At 65.9% G+C, this 18,888-nt stretch carries 16 protein-coding genes; all 16 read right to left on the bottom strand.

The features are described 5' to 3' along the window. Window positions 1-44: 44 nt before the first annotated feature. Window positions 45-932, bottom strand: coding sequence for a ParB/RepB/Spo0J family partition protein (locus tag BLV92_RS01215; protein ID WP_090541522.1), 888 nt, complete (start codon window positions 930-932; stop codon window positions 45-47). A gap of 35 nt (window positions 933-967) precedes the next feature. Then, a complete protein-coding gene (locus BLV92_RS01210; RefSeq protein WP_090541519.1) occupies window positions 968-1,738 on the bottom strand; it encodes a ParA family protein in 771 nt (256 codons plus the stop codon). A 97-nt stretch (window positions 1,739-1,835) separates the two neighbouring features. Continuing rightward, window positions 1,836-2,528, bottom strand: a complete 693-nt coding sequence (gene rsmG, locus BLV92_RS01205; RefSeq protein WP_090541517.1) for a 16S rRNA (guanine(527)-N(7))-methyltransferase RsmG — start codon at window positions 2,526-2,528, stop codon at window positions 1,836-1,838. Further along, window positions 2,525-4,486 (bottom strand): tRNA uridine-5-carboxymethylaminomethyl(34) synthesis enzyme MnmG, encoded by a 1,962-nt coding sequence (mnmG, locus tag BLV92_RS01200; protein ID WP_090541515.1) that lies wholly within the window; start codon window positions 4,484-4,486, stop codon window positions 2,525-2,527. The genes rsmG and mnmG overlap by 4 nt, the downstream gene beginning before the upstream one ends. Before the next feature lie 191 nt (window positions 4,487-4,677). Then, window positions 4,678-5,436, bottom strand: coding sequence for an ABC transporter ATP-binding protein (locus tag BLV92_RS01195; RefSeq protein WP_090546739.1), 759 nt, complete (start codon window positions 5,434-5,436; stop codon window positions 4,678-4,680). Beyond that, entirely contained in the window at window positions 5,436-7,223 is a 1,788-nt protein-coding gene (locus BLV92_RS01190) for a branched-chain amino acid ABC transporter ATP-binding protein/permease (RefSeq protein WP_090541513.1), read from the bottom strand. The genes BLV92_RS01195 and BLV92_RS01190 overlap by 1 nt, the downstream gene beginning before the upstream one ends. 4 nt (window positions 7,224-7,227) lie before the next feature. Beyond that, window positions 7,228-8,283: a branched-chain amino acid ABC transporter permease gene (locus BLV92_RS01185; protein ID WP_090541511.1), complete on the bottom strand. Its 1,056-nt coding sequence runs from the start codon at window positions 8,281-8,283 to the stop codon at window positions 7,228-7,230. Between the two features lie 160 nt (window positions 8,284-8,443). Next, a complete protein-coding gene (locus BLV92_RS01180) occupies window positions 8,444-9,604 on the bottom strand; it encodes an ABC transporter substrate-binding protein (protein ID WP_090541507.1) in 1,161 nt (386 codons plus the stop codon). Between the two features lie 300 nt (window positions 9,605-9,904). Then, complete coding sequence (locus BLV92_RS01175; RefSeq protein ID WP_090541505.1) at window positions 9,905-11,071, bottom strand: ABC transporter substrate-binding protein; 1,167 nt, start codon at window positions 11,069-11,071, stop codon at window positions 9,905-9,907. Between the two features lie 142 nt (window positions 11,072-11,213). Continuing rightward, the gene (locus BLV92_RS31310; protein ID WP_143040629.1) at window positions 11,214-11,546 is read right to left on the bottom strand and encodes a hypothetical protein; all 333 of its coding nucleotides are present in this window, start codon (window positions 11,544-11,546) and stop codon (window positions 11,214-11,216) included. 161 nt (window positions 11,547-11,707) lie between these two features. Beyond that, complete coding sequence (locus tag BLV92_RS01170) at window positions 11,708-12,679, bottom strand: branched-chain amino acid ABC transporter permease (protein WP_090541503.1); 972 nt, start codon at window positions 12,677-12,679, stop codon at window positions 11,708-11,710. Continuing rightward, window positions 12,679-13,563, bottom strand: coding sequence for a branched-chain amino acid ABC transporter permease (locus BLV92_RS01165; protein WP_090541501.1), 885 nt, complete (start codon window positions 13,561-13,563; stop codon window positions 12,679-12,681). Before BLV92_RS01165 ends, BLV92_RS01170 begins: the two co-directional genes overlap by 1 nt. Window positions 13,564-13,647: 84 nt before the next feature. Next, entirely contained in the window at window positions 13,648-14,862 is a 1,215-nt protein-coding gene (locus tag BLV92_RS01160; RefSeq protein WP_090541500.1) for an ABC transporter substrate-binding protein, read from the bottom strand. Between the two features lie 91 nt (window positions 14,863-14,953). Next, window positions 14,954-15,712 carry an ABC transporter ATP-binding protein gene (locus BLV92_RS01155; RefSeq protein ID WP_090541498.1) on the bottom strand — a complete coding sequence of 253 codons (759 nt, stop codon included), beginning with the start codon at window positions 15,710-15,712 and terminating at the stop codon, window positions 14,954-14,956. Beyond that, window positions 15,709-16,488: an ABC transporter ATP-binding protein gene (locus BLV92_RS01150; protein ID WP_090546736.1), complete on the bottom strand. Its 780-nt coding sequence runs from the start codon at window positions 16,486-16,488 to the stop codon at window positions 15,709-15,711. Before BLV92_RS01150 ends, BLV92_RS01155 begins: the two co-directional genes overlap by 4 nt. A gap of 374 nt (window positions 16,489-16,862) precedes the next feature. Further along, window positions 16,863-18,590: a GMC family oxidoreductase gene (locus BLV92_RS01145; protein ID WP_090541496.1), complete on the bottom strand. Its 1,728-nt coding sequence runs from the start codon at window positions 18,588-18,590 to the stop codon at window positions 16,863-16,865. Between the last annotated feature and the right edge of the window lie 298 nt (window positions 18,591-18,888).

The following is an 18,888-nucleotide window of genomic DNA, read 5'->3' as shown; positions in this document are numbered from 1 at the left end:
GCGGAGGATTCCGTCACGGGAAAACGCAGCGGATGGATCGCCGCTTAAGCGGCCGTTTCGCCGCGCAGTCGCAGCAGGATGCCGTCGAGCGCGTCGAGGTCGCCGAAATCGACGGTCAACTGACCGCGGCCGCGGCGGCCGAGCTTGATTTTCACCGTCGCGGCGAGCAGATCCGACAGTTCATCTTCGAGCCGGCGCGTGTCGCGCCCGCCGTCGTAAGCCGGCTTCGCCTTCACCGCCGGCGCGGCCTTCGCCGTCGCGGCGACCAGCTTCTCCGTCTCCCGCACCGACATCCGCTTGTTGACGACCTGGTTCGCGAGCGCGATCTGCGTCGCCGCGTCGACGGCGAGCAGCGCGCGCGCGTGGCCCATGTCGAGGTCGCCGGCGAGCAGCATCGTCTGCACCGGCGCGGCGAGGTTCAACAGCCGCAGCAGGTTCGACACCGCGCTGCGCGAGCGGCCGACCGACTCCGCCGCCTGCTCGTGCGTGAAGTGGAATTCATCGAGCAGCCGCTGGATGCCCTGCGCTTCTTCGAGCGGATTCAGGTCTTCGCGCTGGATGTTCTCGATCAGCGCCATCGCGGCCGCCGCCTGGTCCGGCACGTCCTTCACCAGCACCGGCACCTCGGTCAGCCCGGCCAGGTTCGCCGCGCGAAAACGACGCTCGCCGGCGATGATCTCGTAGCGATCCGGGCCGACCGGCCGCACGAGGATCGGCTGCATCAGACCCTGCGCGCGGATGCTCGCAGCCAGTTCCTGCAACGCGCCCTCGTCCATCCGCGTGCGCGGCTGATACTTGCCGGCCTGCAGCTTCGTGAGCGGCAGCGTGTTCGGCGCGCTGTCGATCTTCACCGCCTCGGTGATGTCGGCGCTGCCGCCGAGCAGCGCCTCCAGCCCGCGACCGAGTCCCTTCTTCCTTGCTACTGCGTTCATAGTGCCATCCCAGTCCGCGTTGGCCACCGCGCGCGTCAGAGCGCACGCACCCGTTCGATCATCTCCGCGCCGAACTGCACGTACGCCTGCGCGCCGCGCGACGCGCGGTCGAACACCACGCCCGGCAGTCCGTAACTCGGCGCCTCGGCAAGCCGGACGTTGCGCGGAATCACCGCGTCGAACACCTTGTCGCCGAAATGCTCTTTCAGTTGCTCCGACACCTGCTGCTGCAACGTGATCCGCGGATCGAACATCACGCGCAGCAGGCCGATCACCTTCAGGTCGCGGTTCATGTTCGCGTGCACCTGCTTGATCGTGTTGACGAGGTCCGACAGCCCTTCGAGCGCGAAGTATTCGCACTGCATCGGGATCACGACGCCATGGGCCGCGCACAGACCGTTCAGCGTCAACAGCGACAGCGCCGGCGGGCAATCGATCAGCACGAAGTCGTAGTCGGCATCGACCTGCGCGAGCGCGGTCTTCAGGCGCCGCTCGCGATGCTCGACCGACACCAGTTCGATCTCCGCGCCGGCCAGTTCGCGGTTCGCCGGCAGCACGTCGTAGCCGACCGGCTCGGGCCGCACGCGCGCGTCCGCGATCGCGACGCCATCCACCAGCACCTCGTAGACGGTGTATTCGCACGCGGCCTTGTCGATGCCGCTGCCCATCGTCGCATTGCCTTGCGGGTCGAGGTCGATGAGGAGGACACGCTGTCCCTGCGATGCGAGGCTCGCGGCGAGATTGACCGTTGTCGTCGTCTTGCCGACGCCGCCCTTCTGGTTCGCAACGCAGAAGATTTTTGCCATCGTCTAAGTGTCCCTTTTACTGCCTGAGAAGTTTGCTTTCTTTATCGTGCACCGCGGATCGCCGCAGCGCCAGCCGGCCTTTCGGCCGGCGCCGCTGTCACGCATCCGCCGCGACCGCGACTTCGACCAGATGCCGCTCGGCGTCGAGCATCGGCACGCCGAGCCGGATCACCTGAACCGCGCGGGCGTCGGCCGGCAGACGCTCGATCTCACCCTCCGGACGCACGCCCTTCATCGCCCAGATCGCGCCGCCATCCGCCACCAGATGACGGGCCAGTGTAACGAAATCGGCGAGTTCCGCGAATGCGCGGGAAACGATGATGTCGAATTCCGACGGCACTTCGACGCCCGGCCGCAGCGATTCGACACGGCCGGTGACGACCGCGAGGTTCGCGAGTCCGAGTTCGGCCTTCGCCTGCGCCTGGAACGCGGTCTTTTTGTGCACGATGTCGTTCAGCGTGACCTGCCAGCCGGGCCGCACGATCGCGAGCACGATGCCGGGCAAACCGCCGCCCGATCCGACGTCCAACACCGACGCGGTCTCGCGCGACGGCAGATGCGGAACAATCGACAGCGAATCGAGTACGTGCTGGATCAGCATCTGGCGCGGATCGCGGATCGCGGTCAGGTTGTAGACCGCATTCCACTTCGCGAGCAGCGCCACGTAGTCCAGCAGTTGTCCGTGCTGCTTGTCGGTGAGTTCGATCCCCAGTTCGTGCGCGCCGTCTGCGAGCAGCGCCGACAGTTTCTCGCGATCCGCCGCGCCGGATAAACGTCCGCGAACGGTCATTGAGCCACCGGCAGCGAATCGTTGCCCGTACCCACCGCGCCCTGCTGGCGCCGGCCGAGGCCGCGCTTCAGGTGCACCATCAGCAGCGAGATTGCCGCCGGCGTGATCCCGGAGATGCGCGATGCCTGTCCGATCGTTTCCGGACGGAACTGGTTCAGCTTCTGGCGCGCTTCGAACGACAGTCCGCGGACTTCCGTATAGTCGATGCCCTCCGGCAAACGCGTGTTTTCATGCGCTTCGTTGCGCTCGATCTCGTCGGCCTGGCGGTCGATATACCCCTGATATTTGATGCCGATCTCGATCTGTTCCTTGACCTGGGCGAGCAGCACGTCGTCGCCTTCGATCAGCGGTGTCGCCGGCCCGCATGCGCCTTCGAGCAAACCGCACACGCCGTCGTAGCCGACACCAGGGCGGCGCAGCAGGTCGGCAAGGTTGTACTCGCGGTCGATCGGCTTGCCGAGCAGCGCAGTCGCTTCGTCGGCGGACAGCGTCTTCGGATTGACCCACGTGGTACGAAGCCGCTCTGTTTCACGTGAAACAGCATCACGCTTGCGGCTGAATGCGCCCCACCGGACGTCGTCAACGACGCCCAGCTCCCGGCCGATCTCGGTGAGCCGCATGTCGGCGTTGTCTTCGCGCAGGCTCAGCCGGTACTCGGCGCGGCTCGTGAACATCCGGTAGGGCTCCGACACGCCCCGCGTCACCAGGTCATCGACCAGCACGCCGAGGTACGCCTGATCGCGACGCGGACACCACGCGTCCTTGCCCTGCACCTGCAACCCGGCGTTAATGCCGGCGAGCAGCCCTTGCGCCGCCGCCTCTTCGTAGCCGGTCGTCCCGTTGATCTGACCCGCGAAAAACAGGCCATTGATCACCTTCGTTTCCAGCGACGATTTCAGCCCGCGCGGATCGAAATAATCGTACTCGATCGCATAACCGGGCCGGAGGATATGCGCGTTCTCCAGTCCGCGCATCGATCGCACGAGTTCGAGTTGCACGTCAAACGGCAAACTCGTCGAGATTCCGTTCGGGTAGAACTCGTTCGTGGTCAGCCCTTCCGGCTCCAGGAAGATCTGATGCGATTCTTTCGACGCGAACCGGTGAATCTTGTCCTCGATCGACGGGCAGTACCGAGGCCCCACCCCTTCGATCACGCCGGTGTACATCGGCGAGCGGTCGAGGCCGCTGCGGATGATGTCGTGCGTCCGCGCATTCGTGTGCGTGACCCAGCACGGAATCTGCCGCGGATGCTGTTCGGCACGACCCAGGAACGAGAACACCGGCACCGGATCGAGATCACCCGGCTGCTCTTCCAGTTGCGAAAAGTCGATGCTCCGGCCGTCGATGCGCGGCGGCGTGCCGGTCTTCAGCCGGCCTTGTGGCAGCTTCAGTTCCTTGAGCCGCGCGGACAGCGTGACCGCCGCCGGGTCGCCCGCGCGACCGCCGGTGTAGTTGTTCAGTCCGACGTGGATCTTGCCGTCGAGGAACGTGCCGGCCGTCAGCACCACCGCACGGCTGCGAAAACGGATGCCGACCTGCGTGACTGCGCCGACGACGCGATCGCCTTCGACCATCAGGTCTTCGACCGCCTGCTGGAACAGCCACAGATTCGGCTGGTTTTCGAGCCGATGCCGGATTGCCTGCTTGTACAGCAGACGATCGGCCTGCGCGCGGGTCGCACGGACCGCCGGCCCTTTCGACGAGTTCAGAATGCGGAACTGGATGCCGCCTTCATCGGTCGCTGCGGCCATCGCGCCGCCGAGCGCATCGACTTCCTTCACCAGATGGCCCTTGCCAATGCCGCCGATCGACGGATTGCAACTCATCTGGCCAAGCGTCTCGATGTTGTGCGTGAGCAGCAGCGTTTTCACGCCCATGCGGGCGGCGGCAAGCGCGGCCTCGGTGCCGGCGTGACCGCCGCCGACGACGATTACGTCAAACTCAGTGGGATAAAGCATGGTGGACCTCACGCATGACCGACCCGCGTGAGCTTTCTCAGAAAAATGGTATGCGCGGATTATAACGGGTTCGCGTTTTGGGCCGTTCCCGCCCGATTTTGGTTCCACGCCTTGCCGAATAAAAAAGCGGGGTGTTTCACGTGAAACACCCCGCTTGGTTCGCCGCTTAGCCAGCCGCTGACGTAAAACGCTCAAGCCGTCTTCTTCGCCAGCCCAAGGTACGTCTCGATCACGCGCGGATTCTGCGCCAATTCCTGCGCCGGCCCTTCCAGCGCCAGATCGCCGGTCTCCAGCACATAGCCATAGTCGGAAATCTGCAACGCGGCGCGCGCGTTCTGCTCGATCAGCAGCGTCGCGACGCCGGTCTGCCGCAGCGCGCTGATGATGTGGAAAATCTCCTTCACGATCAGCGGCGCGAGGCCAAGGCTTGGTTCATCGAGCATCAGCAGATCCGGCTTGCCCATCAGCGCGCGGCCGACCGCGAGCATCTGGCGTTCGCCGCCGGACAGCGTGCCAGCCGCCTGCGCGCGCCGCTCCTTCAGGCGCGGAAACAGTTCGAACACGTGGTCGAGTTGATCGAGGAAGTTGCGCTCGCCGGCCCGCTTGCGCCGGTACGCGCCGAGCACGAGGTTGTCCTCGACCGACATCGACGCGAACAACTCCCGCTTCTCCGGCACGAGGCACATGCCACGCGCGACGCGCCGCTCAATCGGCACCCGCCCGACGTCGTCGCCGAGATACGCAATGCGGCCGCTCGCATGGCCGGTCGCCGGCAGCGCGCCCATGATCGCGTTCAGCAGCGTCGATTTGCCGGCGCCGTTCGGCCCGATCACCGACACGATCTGCCCCGCGCCGACTTTGATCGCCGCCTGATGAAGCGCCTCGATCTTCCCGTAGCGCACCGCGAGGCCCGACACTTCGAGTACCGGTTGGATGGACGTATTCGTCATCATTCCACCCCACCCAGATACGCTTCGAGCACCGCCGGGTCCTTCTGCACATCCTCCGGCAACCCTTCTGCGATCCGCGTGCCGAATTCCATCACGACCAGCCGATCCGTCAGATTCATCACGAAATCCATGTCGTGTTCGACCAGCAGCACGCTCATCCCCTCTTCCCTCAGCTTGCGCAGCAGCGACGCCAGTTGCTGCTTCTCCTGATACCGCAGACCGGCCGCCGGTTCGTCGAGCAGCAGCAGCGTCGGATCGCAGCACAGCGCGCGGGCGATCTCCAGAATCCGTTGCTGGCCGAGCGCGAGACTGCCCGCGTCGTCGTACATGTACTGTTCGAGCCCGACGCGGCGAATCTGCTTCGCGGCCTCGCTCATCAGCCGCCCTTCCTCCGTCGCGTTCAGCTTCGCGATGCTGCGCAGCACGCCGGCGCGGCCGCGCAGATGCGCGCCAATCGCGACGTTCTCCAGCACCGTCATCCCCGGCAGCAGCTTCACGTGCTGGAACGTGCGGCCGATCCCGCGGCGCACGATGTCGCGCGCGCCCAGCCGGTCGATCCGCTCGCCGCGAAACGTGATCTCGCCGCTCGTCGCCTGCAGCACGCCGGTCACGAGGTTGAACGTGGTCGACTTGCCCGCGCCGTTCGGGCCGATCAACCCGATGATCTGCCCCGCGCGCACCTCGAAACTCACGTCGTTCACCGCGACCAGACCGCCGAACTGCTTGCGCGCCTTGTCCACCGTCAGCAGCAGTTCACCGGCCGCCGGCTTGCTGCGCTGCGGCAAAGGCTCGGCGTTCTCCGGCACGTGCGCCTGCGGGCCGCGCGGGAAAAACCGCGCGACGAACGGCCAGACGCCGCGGCGTGCGTATTGCAGCAGCAGCACCATCAGCACGCCGAACACGATCACCTCGAAGTTGCCGTTCTCGCCGAGCAGCTTCGGCAGCAGCGTCTGAAGCCAGTCCTGCAGGATCGTCAGAATCGCCGCGCCGAGCACCGCGCCCCACACGTGCGCGACGCCGCCGACGACTGCCATGAACAGATACTCGATACCGTGGTTGAGCCCGAACGGCGTCGGGTTCACCGCGCGTTGCAGATGCGCGTACAGGAACCCGGACACCGCCGCGAGCACCGCCGCGTACACGAAGATCACGACGCGCATCCACGCGGTGTTGACGCCCATCGCCTCGGCCATCAGCCCGCCGCCGCGCAGCGCGCGGATCGCGCGGCCGGCGCGGCTGTTAAGCAGGTTCTGAACAGACAGCACCGACGCAAGCACGACGACCCAGATCAGGTAGTAGATGTGCCGCCCCGACTCCAGCTCGATGCCGAGCACGTTCAGCACCGGAATGCCGTTGATGCCGTCGTACTTGCCGAGCATGTCGAGGTTGCCGAACAGGAAGAACAGCGCGAGCCCCCACGCGATCGTGCCGAGCGGCAGGAAGTGGCCGGACAGCCGCATCGTCACGAGGCCGAGCACGAGCGCGACGAGGCCGGTCACGATCACGCCGACGACGAGTCCGAGCCACGGCGACAAGCCGAACTGCGTGGTCAGATACGCGGTCGAGTACGCGCCGATGCCGACGAACGCGGCCTGCCCGAAGCTCGTCATCCCGCCGATGCCGGTCAGCAGCACGAGGCCGATCGCGACGATCGAATAAAGGCCGATGTAGTTCAGCAGCGTGACCCAGTACTCCGGCACGCGCAGCGGCTGCGGCAGCACCGGCAGCGCGAACATCACGACGAGGAACAGCCAGAAAAAGCGGTTGTGCATGATGATCCGTTTCATCGCGTCACTCCTCTTCCTCTTCGGCGTGCGGCGTGGAAAGACTCCGCCACAGCAGCACCGGGATGATCAGCGTGAACACGATCACTTCCTTGTAGGCGCTCGCCCAGAACGACGAATACGATTCGAGCAGCCCGACGAGCACCGAACCGGCCGCCGCGAGCGGATAACTGACGAGGCCGCCGATGATCGCGCCGACGAACCCCTTCAGCCCGATCAGGAAACCGGAGTCGTAGTAGATGGTCGTCAGCGGCGCGACGAGAATCCCGCACAGCACGCCGAGCCCGGCCGCGAGCGTGAACGCGAGCCGCCCCGCCTGGGTGGTGCCGATGCCGACGAGCCGCGCGCCGAGCCGGTTCACCGACGTCGCGCGCAGCGCCTTGCCAGAGATCGTCCGGTCGAAATAGAAGTACAGCGCGACGATCAGCACCGCGGCCGTGCCGACGACCCACAGGCTCTGCCCGGAGATCGACAGGCTGCCGATGTCGAACGTCGCGTCGGTGAACGCGTTCGTGCGCGAGCCTTCCGCGCCGAACATCACCAGCCCCAGGCCGACCATCGCGAAGTGCACCGCGACCGCGACGATCAGCAGCAGCAGCGTCGACGCTTCCGCGATCGGCTGATACGCGAGCCGGTACACGAACGGCCCCATCGGCACGACGATCGCGAGCGTCAGCGCGATCTGCGCGAGCATCGGCAGCGGCTGGCTCGCGATGCCGCGCGTCAGCGCATAAAGCGCGATCGGAAACAGCAGGTACCTGCCCGCGAGCGTGACGAGCGTGCGCGCGGCATGCCGGCGGCGTTCCGCATGCCGCGCGATGCCCGCGGCCTCGACGACGAAACACGCGGCGCCGAGCGCGACCAGCAGCCAGCACGTGGCCGGAAACTTCTGCGACTGCAACGCGGCCAGCGTGAGCGCGCCGTACGACACGAACTCGCCCTGCGGAATGAAGATCACGCGCGTGACGGAGAACACGAGCACCAGCGCGAGCGCGAGCAACGCGTAGATCGCGCCGGTGGTGATGCCGTCCTGCGCGAGGATCGCGGCGATTGATAAATCCATACACCCTCGTCCTGAAACGTCGAAAATCGGAAAACGAAGCAATCGGGATTGCTAACTGCGGGGTCGAGCCGACCCGCGCGGCGCGCCGCTCATTGTCGGTGACCAGAATGACGACGCGATCCGCGCGCAATAAAGACGCGGACCGCGGCACGCGGGCGGATCAGTCGCCCTGCAGCTTCCACTTGCTGTCGACGATCTGCACGATCACGCGCGCACGGTCGTCGAGACCGTTGTGATCGCTGGCCGTCGTGTTCATGATGCCGTGCGCGAGCGGCAGCTCCTTCACGTTTTCGAGCGCGTCGCGCAGCGCCACGCGGAACGCTTCGGTGCCCGGCTGCCCTTTCTTCAACGCGTCGGGAATCGCGCGCGCAAGCATCTGGCCGGCATCCCACGCATGACCGCCGAACGTCGCGACCGACCCTGCCCCATACGCCTTTTCATACGCGGTCTTGTACGCAAGCGACGACTTCTTCACCGGGTTCGAATCGGGCAACTGGTCCGCGACGAGAATCGGACCGGCCGGCAGCAGTTCGCCTTCGCAGTCCTTGCCGCACACGCGCAGGAAGTCGTTGTTCGCGACGCCGTGCGTCTGATAGATCTTGCCCTTGTAGCCGCGGTCCTTCAGCGTCTTCGCGGGCAACGCGGACGGCGTGCCGGAACCGGCGATCAGCACCGCGTCCGGGTTCGCGGCCATCAGCTTCAGCGCCTGGCCGGTCACCGACGAATCGGTGCGGTTATAACGCTCGTTCGCGACCAGCTTCAGGTTGTGCTTCGCGGCGACCGCGCTGAACTCCTTGTACCAGCTGTCGCCATAGGCGTCGGTGAAGCCGATGAACGCGACCGTCTTCACGCCGTGCTTCTCCATGTACCCGGCGATCGCATCGGCCATCAGACTGTCGTTCTGCGGCGTCTTGAACGCCCACTGACGCTTCGGGTCCATCGGCTCGATGATCGCCGCCGACGCCGCGAGCGAGATCATCGGCGTCTTGCCCTGCGACACCACGTCGAGCATCGCGAGCGAGTTCGGCGTGACCGACGACCCGATGATCGCGTCGACGTGATCCTCGTCGATCAGCTTGTGCGTGTTCTGCACCGCCTTGCTCGTGTCGGACGCGTCGTCGAGCACGATGTACTCCACGCTCTTGCCGCCGATCTCCTTCGGCAGCAGCGCGATCGTGTTCTTTTCGGGAATCCCGAGCGATGCGGCCGGCCCCGTCGCGGACAGCGTGACGCCGATCTTCACCTGCGCGGCCGCGAGGCCGGCGCTGCCCATCAATGCCGCTGCGAGGCTGGCACGTACTACCCACTTTGTCGTTTTCATTTGCGTGTCTCCAAACGCTTCGTCTGCGCTTTGTCTGCGTATCTGATGATCCGGTCCGAGGCATCGTGGGCCGACGGCCGGCCTTTGAGTGTAGTGACCGGGTCAACCGGTGTGATGCATGGTTTTCCCTGCCCGCTGCGCGCCTTCGCCTGCCACCGCACATTCGCCGCCGGTCCGTCGCGCGCCGTCACCACGCGCCCTGGGCGAAACACGCGCCGCGCTTGCGCGTGCAACAAAAAGGGCACGTCGTCTGCCCGTGCCCTGTTCGTGTCGATCCGTTCGCGTGCCTCGTTCCTTCGCTCAGTCGCCGGCCAGCTTCCACTTGCCGCCGACGATCTGCACCATCACGCGCGCGCGTTCGTCGAGGCCCGCATGATCGGTCGCGCTCATGTTGAAGATGCCGTGCGAGCCGGCGACGTCGCGCGAGTTTTCGAGCGCCGCGCGCAGCGCGTCCCGGAACGCCTTCGTGCCGGGCTGCCCCGCCTTCAGCGCGACCGGAATCGCATGCTGAAGCAGCAGGCTCGCGTCCCACGCGTGGCCGCCGAACGTCGAGATCGTGCCGACGCCGTACGCGCCTTCATAGGCGGCCTTGTACGCGAGCGCGGTCTTCTTCACCGGATTCGCGTCGGGCAGCTGGTCGGCAACGAGCAGCGGACCGGCCGGCAGATACGTGCCTTCGCAATCCTTGCCGCACACGCGCAGGAAGTCGTTGTTCGCGACGCCGTGGGTCTGGTAGTACCTGCCCGTATAACCGCGCTCCTTCAGCGTCTTCTGCGGCAGCGCGGCCGGCGTGCCCGCGCCGGCGATCAGCACCGCGTCCGGATGCTGCGACATCGCCTTCAGCACCTGGCCCGTCACCGACGCGTCGTTGCGCGCGAAGCGCTCGTTCGCGACGATGCGGATCTTCCGTTCCTCCGCGGCCTTGCTGAACTCCTTGAACCAGCTTTCGCCATACGCGTCCGAGAAGCCGATGAACGCGACCGTCTTCACGCCGTGCGCGGCCATGTGCTGCGCGATCGCGCCGGCCATCAGCATGTCGTTCTGCGGCGTCTTGAACACCCACGCGCGCTTCGCGTCCATCGGTTCGACGATCGACGCGGCCGCCGCCATCGAGATCATCGGCGTGCCGGTTTCGGCGGCGACGTCGATCATCGCGAGCGAGTTCGGCACGACGGTCGAGCCGATCAGCGCGTCGACGTGGTCCTCGCTTGTCAGCTTGCGTGCGTTCTTCACGGCCTGGGTCGAGTCGGTCGCGTCGTCGAGCACGAGGTAATCGACCTTCTGGCCCGCGATCTCCTTCGGCAACAGTGCGATGGTGTTCTTCTCCGGGATGCCGAGCGACGCCGCCGGCCCGGTCGCCGACACGGTCACGCCGATCTTCACGTCTGCCCAGGCCGCCCCGGCGGTCGCCGCGCACATCCCCGTCGCGACGCATGCCGCACTTATCCAACGCAAAGCCAACCGCATCTCCACTCCTTGTTCAATCGCTTCTTTCTTTATTGCGCCGGAGTTTGTCCGGCTGCGACGATTTTATCCGCGTAATTGCCGTCCACTTGACGTCGGGCAATACACCGACCGCATGGTCGGGGAAAGGCGAGTGTAGCGACGGTTATGCGCAACGGCAAGCAATTAACGGAGCGCGTGGACGCCGCGCGCGACGCGTAACGCCGGAACGCGCGCGGGCATTGGGATCGCGCGTAACGGGCCGCAGTTTGCGTAAAAGGAGGAAGGCGCGCGGCGCGGAAAAAATAATCGGCCGCGAAAGGAAAAGATAATCGCCGTGAAAATCGGTCGAATAAAAAATAAAAAGCGCTGTTGGATTCCCATCCAACAGCGCTTTCTGGCCGGGCACTTTGTGCCTCGTTGTCTCCTCGTTCTCCACCTGCAAATTCGGGTGCATCAGAACTGTTGCAAGATTAACGATCGGGCCGGGTTGCAACAACTAGCATTTACCCTAGTGGTGCAGTGCGGCACTGAATTGGGGCGGCTTGAGGCGGGTTGAAGCGCCATTCTCGCACAGCCGCACCGCAAGCCGCGCGCTTGCCGGCAGCCCCTTTCATCGCACTCCCATGGAACGCGCGACACGCGCTCCGCCCGGAGCGTTCACGCGCGCAGCGGCCGCACGCGCGCGACAATCTCGCCGACGATCCCGCGCCGGAACGCGAGCACGCACGCAATGAAGATCAGCCCGGTCACGATCGTCGTCGATTCGCCGAGCGACCGGAACCAGTCGACGCCGGTCGCCGACGCGAGCGCCGTGCCGATGTCGCCGAGCCGGTCTTCGAGCGCGACGATCAGCGCCGCGCCGAGCAGCGGGCCGAACAGCGTGCCCATCCCGCCGACCAGCGTCATCAGCACGACGAGGCCCGACATCGTCCAGTACGCGTCGCCGAGCGTCTCGAAGCCGAGCACCAGCACCTTCAGCGAGCCCGCCAGCCCCGCGAGCCCGGCGGACAGCACGAACGCGAGCAGCTTGAAGCGGTCGGTATCGTAGCCGAGCGACACCGCGCGCGGCTCGTTCTCCTTGATCGCGACGAGCACCTGGCCGAACGGCGAATGCACGACCCGCACGATCAGCGCGAACGCGAGCACCATCACGACGAGCACGACGTAATACAGCACCGTGTCCGACGACAGCGACAGGAACCCGAACAGGCTGCCGCGCGGCACGCCCTGCAAACCGTCCTCGCCGTGCGTGAACGGCGCCTGCAGGAACACGAAATAAACCATCTGCGCGAGCGCGAGCGTGACCATCGCGAAGTAGATGCCCTGCCGCCGGATCGCGAACAGCCCGACGATCAGACCGAGCGCCGTCGCGGCCGCGGTGCCGGCGAGCACGCCGAGTTCCGGCGTGAAGTTCATCGACTGGATCGCGTAGCCGGTCACGTAACCCGCCGTCGCGAGGAACATCGCATGGCCGAACGACAGCAGCCCGGTGTAGCCGATCAGCAGATTGAACGCGGCCGCGAACAGCGCGAAGCACAGCACCTTCATCACGAACAGCGGATACACGCCGACGAGCGGCGCAAGAATCAGACAGATCAGCAATAGGGCGTACAGCGCTTTTCTTTGCATCACCGTTCCTTGCCGAAAAGACCCGCCGGACGAACCAGCAGCACGATCGCCATGATGACGAACACGACCGTCGCGGACGCCTCCGGCCAGAACACGCGCGTGAAGCCCTCGATCACGCCGAGCAGCAGGCCGGTCAGGATCGAGCCCATGATCGACCCCATCCCGCCGATCACGACGACGGCGAACACGGTGATGATCATCGGCTGCCCCATCAGCGGCGACACCTGGATCACCGGCGCGGCGAGCACGCCCGCGAACGCGGCGAGCGCGACGCCGAAACCGTAGGTCAGCGTAATCATCAGCGGCACGTTCACGCCGAACGCCTCGACGAGCTTCGGGTTCTCGGTGCCCGCGCGCAGATAGGCGCCAAGCCGCGTCTTCTCGATCACGAACCACGTCGCAAAGCACACCGCGAGCGACGCGACGACCACCCACGCGCGATAGTTCGGCAGGTACATGAAACCGAGATTCGTCGCGCCGGCGAGCAGGTCCGGCACGTCGTACGGCTGCCCGGACGATCCGTAGATCGAACGGAACACGCCCTCGACGACGAGCGTGAGCCCGAACGTCAGCAAGAGCCCGTACAGGTGATCGAGCCGGTAGATCCAGCGCAGCATCGAGCGTTCGACCAGCATGCCGAACGCGCCGACGACGAGCGGCGCGACGAAGATCATCACCCAGTACGGCAGATTGAAATACGCGAGCCCCATCCACGTGAGCATCGCGCCGAGCATGAACAACGCGCCGTGCGCGAAGTTGATCACGTTCAGCATGCCGAAGATCACCGCCAGCCCGAGGCTCAGGATCGCGTAGAACGACCCGTTCACGAGCCCCAGCAGCAACTGGCTCAACATCGCCGGCAACGGAATGCCAAAGATATTCATTTGAAGCGGTCATCTCCCTCGCGATCGAACCCGCGCGAAGCCGCGCGCGTCACACGACGCACGCGGCACCGTCCCCGCCTGGCGTCACTTCCACAGCGCGCAGCGCGACTCCTGCTTCGTCGTGAACGCCTGCTCGCCGGGGATCGTCGCGACGATCTTGTAGTAGTCCCACGGCTCCTTCGACTCCGCCGGCGTCTTCACCTGCATCAGATACATGTCGTGGATCATGCTGCCGTCCTGGCGCACATAACCCGTCGCGTAGAAGTCGTCGATCTTCTGCTTCTTCAGTTGCGCCATCACCTTGTCCGGGTCGGTCGTGCCGACTGCCTGGACCGCCTTCAGGTAGTTGGTCGTCGCCGAATAGTCGGCGGCCTGCAGGCTCGACGGCATCTTCTTCATCTTGTCGAAATAGCGCTGCGCCCACTTGCGGGTGTCCGCGTTCTTGTTCCAGTACCAGCTGTCGGTCAGCACGAGGCCCTGGGTCGTGTCGAGTCCGAGGCTGTGCACGTCGTCGATGAACATCAGCAGCGCCGCGAGCTTCATCGTCTTCGTGACGCCGAACTCCTTCGCTGCCTTGATCGAATTGATCGTGTCGCCGCCCGCGTTCGCGAGGCCGAGAATCTGCGCCTTCGAGCCCTGCGCCTGCAACAGGAACGACGAGAAGTCCGACGCGGACAGCGGATGCCGCACTTCGCCGAGCACCTGGCCGCCGTTCGCCTTCACGACGTCCGACGTCGCTTTTTCGAGCGCCTTGCCGAACGCGTAGTCGGCGGTCAGGAAGTACCACGTCTTGCCGCCCTGCTTCGTCACCGCGGAGCCGGTCCCCTTCGCGAGCGCGACGGTGTCGTACGCGTAGTGGACCGTGTACGGCGTGCACTGCTCGTTCGTCATCGTGTCGGCGCCCGCGCCGATGTTGATGTAGACCTTGTGCTTCTCGCCCGCGACCTGGTTCATCGACAGGCCGGTCGCGGAGTTCGTGCCGCCGATCAGCATCTCGACGCCGTCGCGGTCGAACCATTCGCGCGCGCGCGACGCCGCGATGTCCGCCTTGTTCTGATGGTCCGCGTACAGGATCTGGATCGGCTTGCCGTTCACCTTGCCGCCGAAATCCGCGACCGCCATCCGGATCGCTTCGAGGCCGCCCTGGCCGTCGATGTCCGCGTAGAGGCCCGACATGTCGGTGATGAAGCCGATCTTCACGGCATCGTCGGCCGCCCTCGCCCCCGTCGCGCCGAACGCCGCGCACGCGGCGGCGGCAACGGACAGCGTCGATAGCCGCGCGAATGTCGTTTTCTTCATTGCAGTCTCCTTCGTTGGTCGTGTCGTTATCAGAGGCAAGGCAATTCGCGCGGCGCGCGACGGATCGCGCGCCGGATTCGCGAAGAAACGGCTAGACGCCGAGCAGGTCGTGCAGCACCGGCATCTTCCCTTCGAGTTCGGCGGTGCCGAAGTGCTCGACGATGCGCCCGTGCTCCATCACGTAGAAGCGGTCCGCGAGCGGCGCGGCGAAGCGGAAGTTCTGCTCGACCATCACGATCGTGTAGCCGCGCGCCTTCAGCGTGACGATCATCCGCGCGAGCGCCTGCACGATGACAGGCGCGAGCCCTTCGGAAATCTCGTCGAGCAGCAGCAGGTTCGCGCCGGTGCGAAGAATGCGCGCGACCGCGAGCATCTGCTGCTCGCCGCCGGAGAGCCGCGTGCCCTGGCTGTGACGGCGCTCCGCGAGATTCGGAAACATCGAATAGATTTCGTCGATCGACATCCCCTGCGCGCCCTTCACGACCGCCGGCGGCAGCAGCAGGTTTTCCTCGCACGACAGGCTCGCGAAGATGCCGCGCTCCTCGGGGCAATACCCGACGCCGCAATGCGCGATCCTGTGCGTGGGCAACTGGATCGTCTCGCGGCCGCCGATGCGGATCGAGCCGGTGCGCCGGCCGGTCAGGCCCATGATCGCGCGCAGCGTCGTCGTGCGGCCCGCGCCGTTGCGGCCGAGCAGCGTGACGACCTCGCCGCGCTTCACCGCCAGATCGACGCCGTGCAGGATATGGGATTCGCCGTACCACGCCTGAAGGCCCGCGATTTCGAGCGCAAATGCGCCGTTCGCCGCATCGGTCTGCGCGACGCGCTCGTGCTCCGTCACCGCGCTCATGCGTGCGCTCCGGCGAGGGCCGCATCGGCGCTGCCCATGTACGCTTCCATCACCTGCGGATTTTTCGACACTTCCGCGTAACTGCCTTCGGCGAGCACCTCGCCGCGTTGCAGGACCGTGATCGTGTCCGAGATGCCGGCGATCACGTTCATGTTGTGCTCGACCATCAGGATCGTGCGGCCGCTCGACACCTTCTTGATCAGCGCGGTCACGCGATCGACGTCCTCGTGGCCCATCCCCTGGGTCGGCTCGTCGAGCAGCATCAGTTCGGGTTCCATCGCGAGGGTCGTCGCGATTTCGAGCGCGCGCTTGCGGCCATAGGCGAGTTCGACGGTCGGCACGTCCGAGAAGTCGTTCAGGCCCACCTGCGTGAGCAGGTCCATCGCGCGGTCGTCGAGTTCGCTCAGGCTGCGTTCGCTCTTCCAGAAATGAAACGCGGTGCCGAGCGAACGTTGCAGGCCGATCCGCACGTTCTGCAACGCGCTCAGATGCGGGAACACCGCCGAAATCTGGAACGAACGGATGATGCCGCGCCGCGCGATCTGCGCGGGGCGCTCGTGCGTGATGTCGATGCCGTTGAAGAAGATGCGCCCGGCGCTCGGCTCCAGGAACTTCGTCAGCAGGTTGAAGCAGGTGGTCTTGCCCGCGCCGTTCGGTCCGATCAGCGCATGGATCGAACCGCGGGCGACGCGCAGGTTCACGCCGTTGACGGCGGTGAAGCCCTTGAACTGCCGGGTGAGTCCACGCGTTTCGAGAATCGTGTCGCCGAGAATCATGTCCGTTTCCACGCGAAATGACGCCTAACGCTTCGACCGTTCGCGCGGTCCGCCGCACACACGCTGATGATGGCAGCGCGCGCGAGCCTGAACCGCTCGAAGTCCGTAGTGAACCGCATCCGCGGATGGCGTAGCGCATCCGTCGCGCCGTCGCTGTACACGCCCCCCGATCTCGACCCATTGTCGCGCCAATGATGCAGCGCAATCATTGGGATTTGCACTTACGGAGGCACGCCAGGGCGAAACGGTCGCAGCCGTTGCGCGCGAATCCGCAACGCGCCGCGCCGATGCGCGCGCGGCGATGTGCGCACACGTGCGATGCGCGTCGGAACGCCGCCCGATGCGCATCGCGCGGATGCAGCAAATAACGTGCGTCAGGACACGGACGCCGGCACGTTCGCTGACGTCGTGCCGGGCTCGCGCACCGTCGATGCGGAGGCACCGGCGCGGCGATCCTCGCGCAGCATCTGCGCGGCGCGTTCCGCGATCATCAGCGTCGGCGAATTCGTGTTGCCGGACGTGATGGTCGGCATCACCGACGCATCGACGACGCGCAGCCCGTCGATGCCGCGCACGCGCAGACGGCTGTCGACGACCGCGTCGTCGTCGTCCGCGCGGCCCATCCGGCAGGTGCCGACCGGATGGAAGATCGTCGTGCCGACGGCGCCGGCCGCTTCCTGCAATTCCTCCTCGGTCTGGAACGCGAGGCCGGGCAGGATTTCGTGCGGCTGGTAGCGCGCGAGCGCCGAGGACGCGGCGATGCGGCGCGTGAGCCGCAGTGCGTTCGCGGCGACGCGCCGGTCGTGGTCGGTGGACAGATAGTTCGGCGCGATCGACGGCGGCGCGGCCGGGTCCGCCGAGACCACGTGCACGCTGCCGCGCGACGTCGGCCGCAGATTGCACACCGACGCGGTGAACGCATTGAAGCGATGCAGCGGTTCGCCGAAGCGGTCGAGCGACAGCGGCTGCACGTGATATTCGAGGTCCGGCCGCGTGAGCGCCGGATCGTCGGGATCGGACTTCGCGAACGCGCCCAGTTGCGACGGCGCCATCGACATCGGCCCGCTCTGGAACAGCGCGTATTCGATGCCGATCATCAGCTTGCCCCACCAGTGCGCGGATGCCGTGTTCAGCGTGCGCACGCCGTCCACGCGGAAAGCCATCCGCAGTTGCAGATGGTCCTGCAGGTTCTCGCCGACGCCGCGCAGGTCGTGCACGACATCGATGCCGAGTGGCCGGAGCCGCGCGCCGTCGCCGACGCCGGACAGTTCGAGCAGTTGCGGCGAATTCACCGCGCCCGCGCTGAGGATCACTTCGCAGCGTGCGCGCGCGACGTAATCGACGTCGCCGCGATATTCGACGCCGACGCAGCGGCGTCCTTCGAAGATCACGCGCTGCGTGTGCGCGCCGGTGATGACCGTGAGGTTCGGCCGCTTCATCGCGGGCCGCAGGAATGCCTTCGACGCGTTCCAGCGCACGCCGCGCTTCTGGTTCACGTCGAAGTAGCCGACGCCGCCGTTGTCGCCGCGATTGAAGTCGTCGGTCGCGGGAATGCCCTGCTGCTGCGCGGCCTCGGCAAACGCTTCGAGGATCTTCCACTTGAGGCGCTGTTTCTCGACGCGCCATTCGCCGCCCGCGCCGTGCCATTCGTTTTCGCCGCCGTGATAGTCCTCGCTGCGGCGAAATACTGGCAGCACGGCGTCCCACGACCACGACGGGTCGCCGGTCGCGCGCGCCCACTCGTCGTAGTCGCCGCGCTGACCGCGCATATAGATCATTCCGTTGATCGACGACGAGCCGCCGAGCACGCGGCCGCGCGGGTAGGCGAGCGCGCGGCCGTTCAGCCCGGCCTCGGGGACGGTCTTGTACAGCCAGTCGGTGCGCGGGTTGCCGATGCAGTACAGGTAGCCGACCGGTACGTGGATCCAGTGGTAGTCGTCCTTGCCGCCGGCTTCGAGCAGCAGCACGGACACGTCGGGGTCTTCGGTGAGCCGGTCCGCGAGCACGCAGCCCGCGGTGCCTGCGCCGACGATCACGTAATCGAATTCGCCTTCGACGCGGCGCGCGGACGCGCGGCCTCCGGGGGGTTCCGTTGCAGGCATGATTTGTCTCCTGTCGGTCGGAGTTAGTGCTTCAGCACTTACTCCGACCCCATGCAAAGCTGTCGGTCGGAGTTAGCGCTTCAGCGCTTACTCCGGCCCCATGCAAAGCTGTCGATCAGAGTTGGCGCTTCAGCGCTTACTCTGATCCCATGCAAAGCTGTCGGTCGGAGTTAGCGCTTCAGCGCCTACTCTGATCCCATGCAAAGCTGTCGGTCGGAGTTAGTGCTTTAGCACTTACTCCGGCCCCATGCAAAGCTGTCGATCAGAGTTGGCGCTTCAGCGCTTACTCTGATCCCAT

The sequence above is a fragment of the Paraburkholderia caballeronis genome, from assembly GCF_900104845.1.
GTDB lineage: Bacteria > Pseudomonadota > Gammaproteobacteria > Burkholderiales > Burkholderiaceae > Paraburkholderia > Paraburkholderia caballeronis.
The sequence above is the reverse complement of the archived record's forward strand: the minus strand, read 5'-3'. Positions and strand labels throughout refer to the sequence as shown.